The sequence below is a fragment of the Enterococcus massiliensis genome (assembly GCF_001050095.1).
In the GTDB taxonomy this organism is placed as follows: domain Bacteria; phylum Bacillota; class Bacilli; order Lactobacillales; family Enterococcaceae; genus Enterococcus_C; species Enterococcus_C songbeiensis.
On the sequence record NZ_CVRN01000007.1, the window covers coordinates 784,429 to 797,654 of the forward strand.

11 protein-coding genes are annotated in these 13,226 nt (G+C 41.3%); 9 read left to right on the forward strand and 2 right to left on the reverse strand.

The window, feature by feature from the left end:
* Window positions 1-12: 12 nt before the first annotated feature.
* The 3 genes from BN1875_RS11090 to BN1875_RS13740 all read left to right on the forward strand — a co-directional run bounded on the left by BN1875_RS11090 (window position 13) and on the right by BN1875_RS13740 (window position 3,676).
* A complete protein-coding gene (locus tag BN1875_RS11090; RefSeq protein ID WP_048604898.1) occupies window positions 13-1,197 on the forward strand; it encodes a glycosyltransferase family 4 protein in 1,185 nt (394 codons plus the stop codon).
* A gap of 148 nt (window positions 1,198-1,345) precedes the next feature.
* Entirely contained in the window at window positions 1,346-3,412 is a 2,067-nt protein-coding gene (locus BN1875_RS11095; protein WP_048604899.1) for a heavy metal translocating P-type ATPase, read from the forward strand.
* Between the two features lie 102 nt (window positions 3,413-3,514).
* Window positions 3,515-3,676 (forward strand): hypothetical protein, encoded by a 162-nt coding sequence (locus tag BN1875_RS13740; RefSeq protein WP_171000785.1) that lies wholly within the window; start codon window positions 3,515-3,517, stop codon window positions 3,674-3,676.
* Between the two features lie 49 nt (window positions 3,677-3,725).
* Here BN1875_RS13740 and BN1875_RS11100 read toward each other — a convergent pair whose 3' ends face one another.
* Window positions 3,726-4,334 (reverse strand): TetR/AcrR family transcriptional regulator, encoded by a 609-nt coding sequence (locus BN1875_RS11100; RefSeq protein ID WP_048604900.1) that lies wholly within the window; start codon window positions 4,332-4,334, stop codon window positions 3,726-3,728.
* A 183-nt stretch (window positions 4,335-4,517) separates the two neighbouring features.
* On the opposite strand from BN1875_RS11100, the gene BN1875_RS11105 reads away from it, so the two are divergent.
* Both BN1875_RS11105 and BN1875_RS11110 read left to right on the forward strand, forming a co-directional pair.
* Entirely contained in the window at window positions 4,518-8,762 is a 4,245-nt protein-coding gene (locus BN1875_RS11105) for a 2-hydroxyacyl-CoA dehydratase (protein WP_048604901.1), read from the forward strand.
* A 148-nt stretch (window positions 8,763-8,910) separates the two neighbouring features.
* Window positions 8,911-9,615 (forward strand): GntR family transcriptional regulator, encoded by a 705-nt coding sequence (locus BN1875_RS11110; protein ID WP_048604902.1) that lies wholly within the window; start codon window positions 8,911-8,913, stop codon window positions 9,613-9,615.
* Window positions 9,616-9,654: 39 nt separating this feature from the next.
* Here the strand turns inward: BN1875_RS11110 and BN1875_RS11115 are convergent, their stop codons facing one another.
* Window positions 9,655-10,287, reverse strand: coding sequence for a YigZ family protein (locus tag BN1875_RS11115; RefSeq protein ID WP_048604903.1), 633 nt, complete (start codon window positions 10,285-10,287; stop codon window positions 9,655-9,657).
* 109 nt (window positions 10,288-10,396) lie between these two features.
* Between BN1875_RS11115 and BN1875_RS11120 the strand changes: the two genes are divergently transcribed.
* The 4 genes from BN1875_RS11120 (at window position 10,397) to BN1875_RS11135 (ending at window position 13,206) form a co-directional block, all read left to right on the forward strand.
* A complete protein-coding gene (locus tag BN1875_RS11120; protein WP_048604904.1) occupies window positions 10,397-10,684 on the forward strand; it encodes a DUF7662 domain-containing protein in 288 nt (95 codons plus the stop codon).
* 109 nt (window positions 10,685-10,793) lie between these two features.
* A complete protein-coding gene (locus BN1875_RS11125) occupies window positions 10,794-11,117 on the forward strand; it encodes a PTS sugar transporter subunit IIB (RefSeq protein WP_048604905.1) in 324 nt (107 codons plus the stop codon).
* A gap of 101 nt (window positions 11,118-11,218) precedes the next feature.
* Window positions 11,219-12,523, forward strand: a complete 1,305-nt coding sequence (locus BN1875_RS11130; RefSeq protein ID WP_048604906.1) for an ATP-dependent helicase ComFA — start codon at window positions 11,219-11,221, stop codon at window positions 12,521-12,523.
* Window positions 12,520-13,206 carry a ComF family protein gene (locus BN1875_RS11135; protein WP_048604907.1) on the forward strand — a complete coding sequence of 229 codons (687 nt, stop codon included), beginning with the start codon at window positions 12,520-12,522 and terminating at the stop codon, window positions 13,204-13,206. Before BN1875_RS11130 ends, BN1875_RS11135 begins: the two co-directional genes overlap by 4 nt.
* Window positions 13,207-13,226: the final 20 nt, after the last annotated feature.

The window sequence follows — 13,226 nt, forward strand, 5'->3', positions numbered from 1 at the left end:
AGAGCTTGCTCAATGGGATTTACTTTTCGTTTTATCGTTAGATTATTTACAACCATGTTGCTTTCGCTGGTTTTAACGCCAATCGTGAAACTACTGGCATTTCAAATCGGCGCAGTCGACAAACCGGGTGCAAGAAGAATCAATACGAAGACGATGCCGACAGCAGGCGGGTTGAGTATCTTTCTTTCTTTTTGTATCGCATTGTTGTGGGAGTACAATGACACGCTGGCTTTTCATTATGTCTGGCCGATGCTGCTTGGTGGGGCTATCGTGGTTATCACCGGATTATTAGATGATGTATTTGAACTTTCTCCCATGCAAAAAACGCTGGGAATCTTGTTGGCGGCATTGGAAACCTTCTTTGTCGCAGATATTCGCATCAGCACCTTTACTTTACCTTTCTTTGGTCAATTTGATCTTGGCTGGTTGAGTTTACCGGTGACAATTTTATGGATTCTGGCGATTACCAACGCAGTGAATCTGATTGATGGATTAGACGGTTTGGCAGCGGGGATTTCAATTATCGGGTTAACCACAATCGGCTTGATCAGTTACTTCTTTTTGCCAACGAGAGGCGTTTTTCTAGCCATCATCATTTTTTCTCTGGTGGCTGCAATCATTGGCTTTTTTCCCTATAATTTTTATCCGGCAACGATTTATCTGGGAGACACCGGGGCGCTGTTTTTAGGCTTTATGATTTCGATTCTGTCCTTACAGGGGTTAAAAAATGCGACATTTATCACCATTTTGACACCGATGTTTATTTTGGGTGTGCCTATCACAGACACGGTTTATGCCATCATCCGTCGTCGCTTCAATAAACAACCGATTTCTTCGGCAGATAAAATGCACCTGCATCATCGGTTGTTATCACTGGGCTTTACGCATCGCGGCGCAGTTTTGACAATTTATGCGTTAGCTTTGGTTTTTTCATTCATTGCGTTGTTGATGAATTATGCAAGCACTTGGGCGACGATTTTATTGTTGATCAGTACGGCCTTTGGTTTAGAGATTTTTATCGAGTTGATCGGTCTGGTGGGAGAAAATCGGCAGCCGTTGATGCGGACGTTAAAATTTCTAGGAAATCGCCAGTTTCGCCAATCTGTTTTAGACAAAAACCAAAAAGAATCGGATGAAACAGAAGATACAGAAAAAAGGAAAAAAGATTCGGATGACCACTCAGATTCAGCGGAATAACAATCAAAGAAAACTGACAGCTTGTTGGTTTTCTTTTTTTGTAAAAAATTGGTTGAAAGGAAATAGATCCGCTTGACATATGAATGACCAATCATTTATAATTAAAAATGAAAGAGCATTCATATGTTTGTGAGGGGAGGAATTTTCAGTGGAAAAGAAATATACATTGGATGGCTTGGATTGTGCCAGTTGTGCGGCAAAAATCGAACAGGCAGTTACAAAATTGCCGGGTGTAGAAAAGGCAACGGTCGATTTTGCCACCACTAGAATGTCTATTACCTGTGAAAAGGATACCTGTGACAGTGTGGAAGAGGAAGCAACAAAGCTTATAAAAAAATTAGAGCCAGAGGTCACTGTTAGACCGGTAGAAAAAAAGCAGAACCAAGAAGAAGCTGGTGAATCTCGGCAGGTGCTGCTGCGAATCCTAGTAACTGGTGGACTGTTTTTCGGTCTGGTTCTTTTGCAACCAAAGGGGTTATGGCAACCGATTCTATCTATCCTAACGTACCTTTTGATTGGCGGAGATATTGTTAAAAAGGCCGTCTCAAACATTTTTCAAGGGGAAATTTTTGATGAAAATTTTTTGATGACTGTGGCAACGGTTGGAGCTTTGGCAATCGGTGAATACCCGGAAGCCATCGCGGTGATGTGGTTGTACCAAATCGGTGAATTTTTCCAAGATTATGCGGTGGATCGTTCTCGTAAAAATGTGCAGGCGCTGATGGACGTGCGTCCAGACACTGCGCGTATTCGTACGGATGAGGGGGAAAAAATCGTTTCACCGGAAGAAGTAGTCGTGGGTTCTGTAGTGGTAGTCAATCCTGGCGAGCGAGTGCCGTTGGATGGGATTATTGCAGAAGGAAGTGGTTACGTGGATACATCTGCATTAACTGGAGAATCCGTTCCGCAATTTTTAGAACCGGAACAAGAAATTTTAAGTGGAAGCATCAACCAAGAAGGTCGGTTGGCGATTACAGTTACAAAACCCTTTGCCGAAGCAACGGTTAGCAAAATTCTTGACTTAGTAGAAAATGCCAGCAGTCAAAAAGCACCGGCAGAAAAATTTATCACAAAGTTTGCCCGGTACTATACTCCAGCTGTTGTAGGTTTAGCTGCATTGCTTGTGATTTTACCAACGGTATTTTTTCAACAAGATTTTCATGAATGGTTGTATCGGGCGTTAACTTTCTTAGTCATTTCTTGTCCTTGCGCATTGGTGATTTCTGTTCCCCTAAGCTTTTTTGGTGGAATCGGCGGTGCCAGCAAAGCGGGAATTCTGATTAAAGGCAGTAACTATTTGGAAACTTTAGCAACCGTTGAAACGGTAGTTTTTGATAAAACAGGAACATTGACAGAAGGTCGTTTTGCTCTACAACAAATTGAAACTAATTTGCCAGAGGATGAATTTTTGACTTATACTGCTGCGGTTGAGCAATATTCGACTCACCCAATCGCTCGTTCAATCGTAGATGCGGCAAGCAAGTTCAGTTTGCCAAAAGCCGTAAATCTTCAAGAAATTGCCGGTCAAGGCATTCAAGCCAGCGTCAATGGAAAACAATTGCTAGTTGGAAATGAAAAGTTATTTTCAAATGTTCAACTGCCAAGAGTCGAAGCAATCGGCACAACGATTTACGTCGCTATCGATCAACAATTTGTGGGGTATTTGGTCATTGCCGATCAAATTAAAGAAGATGCAGCCAAAGCAATTCAAGATTTGCGGCAGGCGGGTGTGAAAAATACGGTGATGTTGACCGGAGATAACCATCGAATTGGCGAATATGTTGGGAAAAAATTAGGTCTTTCTCACGTTTTCAGTGAATTGCTTCCAGAAGATAAGGTTGCGCATTTAACTGAAATCATGAAGGAAAAAGGAAATGTTGCTTTTGTTGGGGATGGAATCAATGATGCCCCGGTTTTAGCAACGGCAGATGTTGGTGTTGCGATGGGGGGGTTAGGCAGTGATGCCGCAATCGAGGCGGCAGATGTTGTCATTATGAATGACGCTCCTTCGAAACTAGCAACAGCCATTCGCCTTTCAAGAAAAACCTTGCGGATCGTCAAACAAAATATTGTCTTTGCTTTAGCGGTCAAAGCAGTCGTGTTAGTTCTTGGGGCAATCGGTTTTGCTTCAATGGGTGCTGCGGTTTTTGCTGATGTAGGGGTGACACTACTAGCGGTATTAAACGCCATGCGTTGTTTGCGAGTGAAAGAATAAAATTAGGAAAAACCAGACGAAAAAAATCCGTCTGGTTTTCTTTTAATTGCCGAAAAAAAGACAATAAGCTAAGCTAGTAGTAAAGCGAGGAGGTGTTTGGTAATGAAATTAAGTGAAACGATCACTGAGGCGGCTGAAAAAGTCTATGATTTGTTGAAAACGGAACGATACAAAGTAGCAGTGGATGTCAAGAAAGCAAAAGTAAAAATCTCCGGACAACGCCCGACCCGCCACACCATCAAGTGGCAGTCAAAAAATCATTAAAATAAAAAACTGTTTAGAAGCTGTGTTTTGACAGCTTCTAAACAGTTTTTTATTTCTCAATTTCGATACCTAAAACAGTTAAATGACCATTACCTACCAATTTAATAACCAATTTTGCCAGATGGTCTGGTGTCATATCTGAGCTGGTGGTCAACCACCAGTGCAGTGTCCCGATAAAAATGGATGTCATGTATTCAATAATGAAATCCATGGGAACTTCGATATCATTTTCGGTAATTTTTAAGCGATCGAAGACGTGGGCGTATTGATCGTATAAAATATCTGCAATTTTTTTTCGCAGCAGTTCATTGGAGGACCCGTCCATAATCGTTAAGTAAAAAGCACGATTCTTTTGGATACTCAAATAAATATTGGTCAGTACAAATTCAATTTGTTTTAGCTTAATGCGGTTGCCTTTTACTAATTCCGTTGGATCAAGAATGGCGGAAAAGGCGGTAACTGCGTAATCAAAAATCGTTTCGTATAAATCGGGCTTGTCTTTGTAGTGGGCGTAAAAAGTTGCACGATTAATCATTGCTTCGTCAGCAATGTCTTGGATTGTTACCTGTTCATATCCTTTTTTTTCCACCAGTTTGATAAAGGCCTCAATGATCATCTTATTGGTACGTTTGACTCGTAGATCGGTTTTTTTAGCCATTTGTGAAATTCCTCTCTTTTTACCCGACAAACAATCGTTAATTGTTGTTTATCTCACAATTGAAAGTCCTTTGTTTATTGAAAAATCAACTGCTTCTATTTAAAATAGACATAAGTATTATATCAAACGACTTGTAAGATAATCAACAAAGTGTTTGATTTTTTATGAAAAGGGATGAATCGTATGAAATTAAGAGCAGGTATCGATGTGGGATCAACTACGGTCAAACTGGTGATCCTTGATGAACAAAACCAAACGATTTTTGCAAAATATGAACGGCATTTTTCAGATGTTAAAACGGCGACAAAAAAAATTTTAGAAGAAGCCCAAGCCATTATTGGCGATGCTTCCGTTGCAATGAATATTACAGGTTCCGGTGGAATTGGTCTGGCAGAAGTCTTGGAAATTCCGTTTGTCCAAGAAGTAATCGCTTGTACACGTACGGTAGAAGAAGTGATTCCTCAAACCGATTGTGTGATTGAGCTGGGAGGAGAAGATGCGAAAATCACCTTCTTTGAAGGCTCGTTAGAACAGCGAATGAATGGAAGTTGTGCCGGGGGAACCGGGGCGTTTATCGATCAAATGGCGGTGCTGTTAAAAACAGATGCCAATGGGTTGAATGAGCTGGCAAAAAGTTACCAAACCCTTTATCCAATTGCTTCTCGTTGTGGCGTGTTTGCTAAAACCGATGTGCAGCCGCTGATCAATGAAGGAGCTGCCAAAGAAGATATTGCAGCGAGTATTTTTCAAGCGGTCGTCAACCAAACGATTGCCGGATTAGCTGCCGGTAGAAAAATCAAAGGCAACGTGGCATTTTTAGGTGGTCCGCTGTTTTTCATGTCAGAATTGCGAAAACGATTTATCGAAACGCTGGATATTCAGCCGGAAAATGTAATTTTTCCAGAAAATCCGCAGCTTTTTGTTGCGATGGGTGCAGCTTTTTATGCAGAAACAGCCGAACCAACCACGCTGGCGGATTTATTGACTCGGTTAAATTCCGGGAATCAACAGCAATTAAAACCTAGTGATACGTTGCCGCCACTTTTTGCAGATGAGGAGGCATTGACAGCATTTCGTGCGCGTCATGCTAAAGCAACACCGGAAGAAAAAGAATTGGCACAACATAAAGGGGCAGCTTTTCTTGGAATTGATGCCGGTTCTACGACGACAAAAGTGACCCTAGTCGATGAATCCGGCCGCATTATGTATTCTTTCTATGGAAACAACGAAGGGCAGCCGCTGGAAACAACGATTCGGGTATTAAAAGAGTTGTACCATCAATTACCAGAAGATGTTTTTATTGGCAAAACGGCGGTTACCGGTTATGGCGAACACTTAATCAAAAATGCGTTGAAAGTCGATATCGGTGAAGTGGAAACCATGGCCCATTATAAGGCAGCAAACCATTTTCAACCGGGAGTAGATTTTATTTTGGATATCGGTGGGCAAGATATGAAGGCGATGACCATCAAGGATGGTGTTTTGTCTTCAATCCAATTAAATGAAGCCTGTTCCTCCGGTTGTGGTTCTTTTATCGAGACATTTGCAAAATCATTGAATTATGACGTGAAGGATTTTGCTTTGGCCGCCACACAATCAAAAGCACCGGTAGATCTCGGTTCTCGTTGTACGGTTTTTATGAATTCAAAAGTAAAACAAGTTCAAAAAGAAGGAGCATCGGTCGGGGATATCTCGGCGGGTTTGTCTTATTCAGTCATCAAGAATGCTATCTACAAAGTTATTAAAATTCGTCGTCCCGAAGAACTTGGTGAAAAAATCGTTTGCCAAGGCGGAACCTTTTATAATGAAGCGGTGCTGCGGGCTTTTGAAGAAATCAGTGGTCGTCAAGTCGTTCGACCATCGATTGCTGGATTGATGGGGGCTTATGGTGCGGCATTGATCGCTTTGGAAAATTATGATATTGGCGAAGAAAGCACCATGCTTTCTCTTGAAGAATTGGATGCTTTTACTGCGGAAAAGGAATTTACGCATTGTGGGCTTTGCGAAAATAATTGCATGCTGACCGTGACAATTTTTTCTGATGGTCGTCAGTTTATCACCGGCAATCGCTGTGAACGCGGTGCACGGATCAAAATCAAAAAAGAGGATCGCAAAGTAAATTTAGTGGATTACAAATACAAACGATTATTCAAATATCGTCCTTTACGGAAAAAAGAAGTAACTCGTGGAACGGTTGGGATACCTCGTGTTTTGAACATGTATGAAAATTATCCTTTATGGCATACTTTTTTTACTGATTTAGGTTTTCGGGTAGAATTGTCTCCACGTTCGAATAAAGGCTTGTATGAAAAAGGTATGGAGACAATCCCAAGCGATACGGCCTGCTATCCGGCAAAAATCACCCATGGACATATTCAAGCATTGATCGATCAAGGAATCCCAATGATTTTTTATCCAGGCGTAATTTTTGAACGACAAGAATCAGCCAATGCCGATAATCACTTTAATTGTCCCATCGTCCAAAGTTATCCGGATGTGATTCGTAATAATGTGGATGACATTCGAGAGGGAAAAGTTGATTACCGCAGTCCTTATATCAATTTGGCAAATGAAGCATCCGTAGCTGACGTGCTGTATCAAACTTTCCAAGATTTAGGAATCACTCACGAAGAAATTACAGCCGCATTGCACCATGGGTACGAAGAACTTGAAGGGTTTAAAGAAGATGTCCGGCAAAAAGGGGAAGAAACCTTGGCGATGCTACAGGAAACCCATCAACGTGGAATCGTGGTTTCTGGCCGTCCGTATCATTTGGACCCGGAAATCAATCATGGTATTGCTGAAGTTATTACTCAAGAAGGATTCCATGTATTGACAGAAGACAGTATTTCTCATTTGGGTGATGTTGGTAATCTGCGGGTGGTAAATCAGTGGGTCTACCATTCTCGTTTGTATGCAGCAGCCAGAGTAGTTGCAAAATCAAAAAATCTGGAACTGGTTCAACTGAATTCTTTCGGTTGTGGACTAGACGCAGTGACAACGGATCAAGTAGAAGAAATCATGGAGCAATATGGAAAAATTTACACCGTATTGAAAATCGATGAAGGCTCGAATTTAGGTGCAATCCGAATTCGTTTGCGTTCATTAAAAGCGGCAGTAAAAGAGCGGGATAAAATGAATTTTGAGCCGGTTAAACGTTTTGAAGAACCGGAAAAAATCATTTTCACCAAAGAAATGCGGAAACAACATACACTGCTTTTACCAATGTTAAGTCCGATTCATCAATCAGGACTGGTAGATACAGCCTTGAAGGCATCTGGGTACAATGTGGTTTGTTTGCCGGCAGAAGATCGGGAAGCAATCAATGTTGGTTTGAAATTTGTAAACAATGATGCCTGCTATCCTGCAATTATCTCCATCGGTCAACTGGTAGAAGCACTACAAAGTGGAAAATATGATTTAAACAATACCAGTGTACTGATGACACAAACCGGTGGCGGATGTCGGGCAACTAATTACATTCCATTATTGCGTAAGGCATTGAAAGATGCCGGGTTTGGTCAAGTTCCGGTGGTTTCTGTTTCGATGGGGAACAAGGGTGTGGAATCAAATCCCGGCTTCAAGTTCACGTTGCCGATGCTAAAACGATTAGTTGTTGCTTTCTTATACGGCGATCTCTTTGAACGTGTCGTTTATCGGACACGTCCTTATGAATTGGAAGAAGGACAAATTGATCGCATGCATCAAGAGTGGCTGAAAAAAGTTGAAAAAAATATTCGGAATGGTTCGTTGACGCTGTTTAATCGCAACATGAAAAAAATCGTGACGGATTTTGATTCGGTACCATTGTCTGATGAAGTGAAGCCGCGAGTCGGTGTTGTAGGCGAAATCTTAGTGAAATATTCACCAACTGCCAACAATGATATCGTGCGCTTACTGGAATCAGAAGGTGCTGAAGCGGTGGTGCCAGATATTATTGGCTTCATGAATTATTCTTTGTACAATCAAATTTGGAAATATGAAAATCTTGGCATGGCAAAGAAGAGCAAAACATTGGCAGAATTTGCCATTCGTGTGATTGAATTTGTTGAAAAACCGATGGATAAGGCCTTACGGGCATCCCAACGCTTTGAAGGGATTCATTCCATCTACCAATTGGCAGAGGATGCTGGAAAAATTCTTTCAATCGGTAACCACACGGGGGAAGGTTGGTTCCTAACAGGTGAAATGATCGATTTGTTGAAGAATGACGTCAACAATATCGTTTGTATGCAACCCTTCGGCTGTTTACCAAATCACGTGGTTGGAAAAGGCGTGATTAAAGAATTACGGCACCAATACCCAATGGCAAATATTGCCGCAATCGATTATGATCCCGGGGTTTCCATCGTCAATCAATTGAACCGCATTCGGTTGATGATGGCGACAGCCAATAAAGCAATCAAGAAACAAACGGTACATCAATAAACTGTACCAAAACGAAAACAAGAAGTAACGATATAGCAAAACAGGCTGTTTTTCTCGTGGAAAACAGCCTGTTTTGTATTTTCTATTTGCCAAGTTAGGTATATACCAGTTATAATGTTCGATAAGAAGAATTAAGGAGGAGTCTATCGTGTCTGATAGTTTACCAGTTTATATCCAAATCCATGATCAAATCAAAAAACAAATTGAAGAAGGGGTCTGGGGAATCGGTGATCGACTGCCCTCCGAACGGGAACTGGCCATCCAATTTAGTGTTAGTCGAATGACCTTGCGGCAAGCAATCCAAACTTTAGCTGATGAAGGAATTTTAGATCGAAAAATAGGTTCAGGAACCTATGTCGCTCGCCAAAAAGTTCAAGAAAAAATGTCTGGTACCACCAGCTTCACTGAAATTATGCTCTCCCAAGGAAAGGTACCTTCAAGCAAAGTGGTATCGTATTTTGTGACAGCGCCTAGTTCTTCAGAGCTGGAAAAACTTCATCTGACAAAAAATGAAAGTATTCTGCGAATGGAACGAATTCGTTTTGCCGATGATATTCCGATTTGTTTTGAAGTGGCCAGTATCCCTGAAAAGCTGATCCATGATTTTAGTAAATCAGAAATCACCAAGTCCTTTTATAAAACGTTGGAAGAAAAAGGGGAAAAGATTGGTCCTGCAAATCAAACGGTCTCAGCAATGTTGGCTTCTGAGCAAATTGCAGAATATTTACAAATCAAACGAGGAGATGCCATTTTACGAATGCGCCAGATCTCCTATTTGCAAGATGGTCAACCTTTTGAATATGTGCGGACCCAATATGTCGGCAATCGTTTTGAATTTTATTTAGAAAGATAAGAGGAAAGAACTAGGAACATGTGCTTTCTAGTTCTTTTTTTAGATGGGCTCTTCTACATAGCTGACGGCTCCTTTGTCAAATTGACCTTTGCCGTTTAACAAATCATTTACTTGCTGGATAAAAAGGGTTTGCTGCTCTTCATCAATCATGCAGGTCATTGTAACATCAGTGGCGAAAATGGTATCCTTCACCGAAATTTTTTGGGTTTCAAGAAAGTGTTGCAGTTTTCCTACCAATGGATAAGGGATGGTTACCAAAACTTCCTGCTGCAATTTTCCCTGAACGATGCCGATTTTTTCCAGACCGTTAGAAACCGCATGAGAATATGCACGGATCAAGCCCCCGGCCCCCAATTTTGTCCCGCCAAAGTAACGGGTGACGACTGCCGCCACGTTGATCAAGTTGTTTTTTTTCAAGACCTCAAGCATGGGAATTCCGGCAGTACCGCTGGGTTCACCATCATCACTGCTGCGTTGAATCTCATTTTTTTCTCCTAACAAAAATGCGCTGCAATTATGGTTGGCTTTCCAATGTTCTTTTTTGATTGCTTGAATGAATTCTTTTGCTTCTTCTTCTGTTTGTACTCGTTTTAGCGAACAGATGAAACGAGATTTTTTAATTTCTGTTTCTGCTTGTCCGTCTTCTTTGATAGTAAGATAAGTAGCCAGCATGGAGTTCTCCTTTTTTCTTTCAGTATAGTGAAAGAAAAGACAAGTTGCAACTAAGCTAGCGGTTGCATAATTTTCAAAAAATGGTGATAATAAAAGAGGGGTGAAGGAAATGGGCAAACGCAGAAAAAAATATGATGTGATCACACATTATTTAAAAAAGAATGGTGGTTCACAGGTCACCCTGACCTTTACACAATTTGATGAATTGCTGTTTCCTTCTACAGGTCTGCCTCGATCGGCACGGCAGCAAACCGATTGGTGGGCCAATGACCACAAGCATCCGGAGCAAGGCGCCTATGCCTGGCTGAATGCCGGATATGAGGTCGTTCATATCAACTTGGAAAAAGAGTACGTTGTGTTTAATAAATTGGTTAAATCCAGTTGGCTGCTCCATTAATCTTCAATAAAGTGGAAAGCGTTGACAAAATGAGCAGTTGTTTTATAATAAGATACAGGGATAACAATATTGAAAATTATTCCTTTATTTGTAGAAGGAGAGAATAATCATGGCTAAAAAAACAATTATGTTAGTTTGTTCAGCTGGTATGAGTACCAGTCTGTTAGTAACAAAAATGCAAAAAGCGGCGGAAGCAGACGGTTTGGAAGCAGATATCTTTGCGGTCGCAGCTTCTGATGCTGACAATAATCTTGAAAAGAAAGATGTAGACGTTTTACTTTTAGGCCCTCAAGTTCGTTTTATGAAGGGTGATTTCGAAAAACGTTTGGCACCAAAAGGTATTCCAATGGATGTCATCAACATGGCAGATTACGGCATGATGAATGGCGAAAAAGTATTGAAACAAGCGTTGACATTAATCGACGAAAAATAAGCAGCTAGTAATAGAAGCCGAAGCCGAATTTCGGCTTCTATTTTTTTTGAAAAAAAATAAGCAGACATTTTCGTACTTCCTTTTAAGGGAGGGAAAAAGACATGAAGTGGACGGGACGACAACAAATCATAATAAAAACAGCTTTAGCAGATACAGAAGGAACCTTTCGAGAGGCAATGATTGAAAGGAAGGGGGAAATCTGTTGTATGCGTTGCGGGTCGCAAGAAAAAAAAGACCAGTTGCAGCTGCCAAACGGTGTTTATTATTGTCCCGCCTGTATCGAATTTGGGCGTATTACTAGCGATGCCGTTCTTTTTACACCAACACTCAAAATTGAAAGGGAAGATCGTGCTATTTTTTGGGGATGGCAAGGACAATTGACGGTGTATCAGCAACGAGTTGCCGATAAGTTGCAACAGCAATTTGAAAAGAGAGCAGGAACCATGGTGTGGGCAGTAACAGGGGCGGGGAAAACCGAGATGCTGTTTCCGGTGATTTACAGTGCTTTAAAAACTGGCGGGCGGGTAGCAGTAGTTTCGCCACGAATCGATGTTTGTCGGGAGTTGTTTCCACGATTTAAGGAAGCTTTTCCGCAAGAGGATATTTTGTTGAGTTATGGAGCTGCGGAAGAAGACTATCGAGATACTGCTTTTTTGGTGGCGACGACCCACCAATTGCTTCACTTTTATCAAGTATTTGATTTATTGATTATCGATGAAATTGATGCCTTTCCCTATGAAGGGGATTCGCGCCTTTATTTTGCCAGTAAGCAGGCGGCCAAAAAAGACGGGTGCCGCATTTATTTGACTGCGACACCTTCTGAAAAATTAGTAAAAGAAGTCAGTGAAACATTTTCTGTAGAAAAACTGCCTTTGCGCTTTCATCAACGTCCATTGATTGAACCGAAACTGATCTGGTTTCATCAATGGGAGAGATTGCCCCAGTCTCTTGGCAAGTTAAAACGATTGGCACAAGTTGTGAAAAACTTGCGAAAAAAGAATCGGGTGCTCATTTTTTGCCCGAAAATTGAATGGATGAAGGCTCTTGTCATACCACTGCAAAAAATCTTATCGGACTACCAAATTCAGGCAGTTTCTGCAGAAGATGAGCAGCGATTAGAGAAGGTGCAGCAAATGCGGGAAGAAGCGTATGATGTCTTGCTTTGTACCACGATTTTAGAGCGAGGAGTGACTTTTGCGGATGTTTCCGTCATCGTAATAGGCGCCAATCATCCGGTTTTCAGCAAATCAGCGTTGGTCCAAATCGCCGGTAGAGTCGATCGTAAAGGAGAGTTTAATCAAGGGGAAGTTTTATTTTTCTATGATCAGCAAACCCGAAGCATTCGTAACGCATGCAAAGAAATTCGTGAAATGAATCTGCTTGCTAAGAAATGGCTGGAAACATGAAGTGTCTGTGGTGTCAAAAAACGATTATTCGCAATTTATTGCTGACAGAACTATTTTTTCCATGGCAGCTTAAAGGAGAATGCTGTTTAGTCTGTCAAAAAAAATTAGCGAAACTTTCAAGAGAAGGAACTTGTCCAACGTGTATGAAGCCAGTTGTTTCGCCGAATTTTCGTTGCAATGATTGCGACTATTGGCGAAAAAAATACAGCAACTATGATTTTGCACATCGAGCCATGTATCACTATGATTCAGGTTTTCAAGACTGGCTGCATGCCTATAAATTTTTAGGGGATTATCGCCTGCGACAAGTAATCGCAAAAGAAGTTAAAAAAGAATTAGGCGGCTATTCCGACTTTTTGATTTGTGGCATTCCGTTATCTTCCAAGCGGTTTGCTCAACGGGGATTTAACCAAGTGGAGGGAGTGTTGGAAGCTGCCGGGATTTCCCGTTATGCCTTTCTTCAACGAAAGGTGGATACAAAACCTCAGGCACAAAAAAATCGCCAGGAACGGCTAGCAATGGAGCAGCCTTATGAGTTGGCGGTCCCGATGGAAGAAGTCAAAAATAAACAAATTTTGTTGGTAGATGACGTCTATACCACTGGTCGAACGCTTTTTCATGGTGCAGAGGTCTTGATAAAAGCTGATGCAAAGCTCGTTCGAACATTCTCTTTTGCTCGATAAAATAACGGGACTTAAAATTC

Coding starts and splice junctions, on each gene's coding strand:
- BN1875_RS11090 (WP_048604898.1), top strand. CDS start 13: ATGGGATTTACTTTTCGTTTTATCGTTAGATTATTTACAACCATGTTG.
- BN1875_RS13740 (WP_171000785.1), top strand. CDS start 3,515: ATGAAATTAAGTGAAACGATCACTGAGGCGGCTGAAAAAGTCTATGAT.
- BN1875_RS11100 (WP_048604900.1), bottom strand. CDS start 4,334: ATGGCTAAAAAAACCGATCTACGAGTCAAACGTACCAATAAGATGATC.
- BN1875_RS11105 (WP_048604901.1), top strand. CDS start 4,518: ATGAAATTAAGAGCAGGTATCGATGTGGGATCAACTACGGTCAAACTG.
- BN1875_RS11115 (WP_048604903.1), bottom strand. CDS start 10,287: ATGCTGGCTACTTATCTTACTATCAAAGAAGACGGACAAGCAGAAACA.
- BN1875_RS11120 (WP_048604904.1), top strand. CDS start 10,397: ATGGGCAAACGCAGAAAAAAATATGATGTGATCACACATTATTTAAAA.
- BN1875_RS11125 (WP_048604905.1), top strand. CDS start 10,794: ATGGCTAAAAAAACAATTATGTTAGTTTGTTCAGCTGGTATGAGTACC.
- BN1875_RS11130 (WP_048604906.1), top strand. CDS start 11,219: ATGAAGTGGACGGGACGACAACAAATCATAATAAAAACAGCTTTAGCA.
- BN1875_RS11135 (WP_048604907.1), top strand. CDS start 12,520: ATGAAGTGTCTGTGGTGTCAAAAAACGATTATTCGCAATTTATTGCTG.